This is a genomic window from Methanoculleus sp. SDB (genome assembly GCA_001412355.1).
Classification (GTDB): Archaea; Halobacteriota; Methanomicrobia; order Methanomicrobiales; family Methanomicrobiaceae; genus LKUD01.
On sequence record LKUD01000074.1, the window covers coordinates 1 to 1241 of the forward strand.

At 44.7% G+C, this 1241-nt stretch carries 1 protein-coding gene; it reads right to left on the reverse strand.

Annotated features, from left to right (window positions below; translation table 11 throughout):
• Positions 1–1142: transposase (locus APR53_04590; GenBank protein ID KQC03770.1), on the reverse strand; the 1142-nt coding region annotated here is incomplete at its 3' end.
• Positions 1143–1241: the final 99 nt, after the last annotated feature.

The window sequence follows — 1241 nt, forward strand, 5'->3', positions numbered from 1 at the left end:
GTTGGCTCTACCGCAGGATGGATGAGAAACGTGAACCAGTAATCGAAGCCGTTAGTAATCTTGCCAACAAGCTTTTTCACTTTCACACTTGTATATTCTTTCATGACCCACTGCTTGAGTTTTGCTCGAGCTGTGTTCCATAATTCCATCCGAACTTCAGGTGGGGGATCGTTTTCGATAGCTATAGTCAGTTCTTCGTAGAGATCCTTAAGGGCTTGATGTAAAGGAACTGCCTCCTCGATCTTATCAGCAAGATCCTTCGATTCTCGGAGTAGGTGTGCCCAACATCGCTGTAATCGTTTTGTGAATTTAGCATACGGCTTCCAGCCATCGCACACTATGATGCCCTTGAATCTTTTTGTCAGAACTTCCTTCAGGACTTTAGTCCCGCGGCTCTTCCTTATCACAACAAACGTTTCTGATGGTGTTGTAAATGCCCAGATCCACTGTTTCTTTCCCTGGACATGGATTGACGTTTCATCCACGTACAGAATGGGAGCATCGCGAACCCTGTCTTGAATCGCATCATACTGAGGTTGTACCGCATCAGCTGCTCTGCGGGTAAGGTCGAGGATGGTAGCTGGACAAATGGTCAGTCCATGCAGTCGTTTTAACGCATTTTGGATTTTTCTGTGAGGTAGTCGATCCTCGTATTTCAGTAACGTCGTCTGCGTAATTACGTTGTTTCCGAATCTGCCTTCTACAGGAATAGCGGGATCGCTGGCTGTAAATTCCTTGTGACAGGAGGGACATGTATAATGCGCAATCTTGAATTCGGTAACGATGATCGGCAGAGGTTCAGGAATCTCCTCGATAATCTTCGACTCTATTCTTACTGGATCGCCAAGCTTAGTTCCACAGTCTGGGCATCGATCTGCGGTGACTTCAACCTGTTTATCCGGACTTGCAAGAGGTCTTGATACTCCTTTATGACCCACTTTTTGCCCTGGTTTCCCTTTATCCCCTTCGTTATACTCTTTTTTGCGCTTGCGACCACGTCTTAAGCTCGGTGGAGTATGGGCATTCTCATATTTAGCTAGTCGGGCTTCAAGTTTAGCGATCTGATCTTTAAGCAACTCATTCTCGCGTTTTAATCGTTCCATCTCATCTTTAAGTTGCTTGATAATATCTTCTTCGTGCATACTCCCAATAAGAAGATATTAATGATGAATTATATATCTCTTCTGGTCGAGGTGGATTCTCGTCAATTCGCATCATTTTTGTAGGTGCTAAACACATAC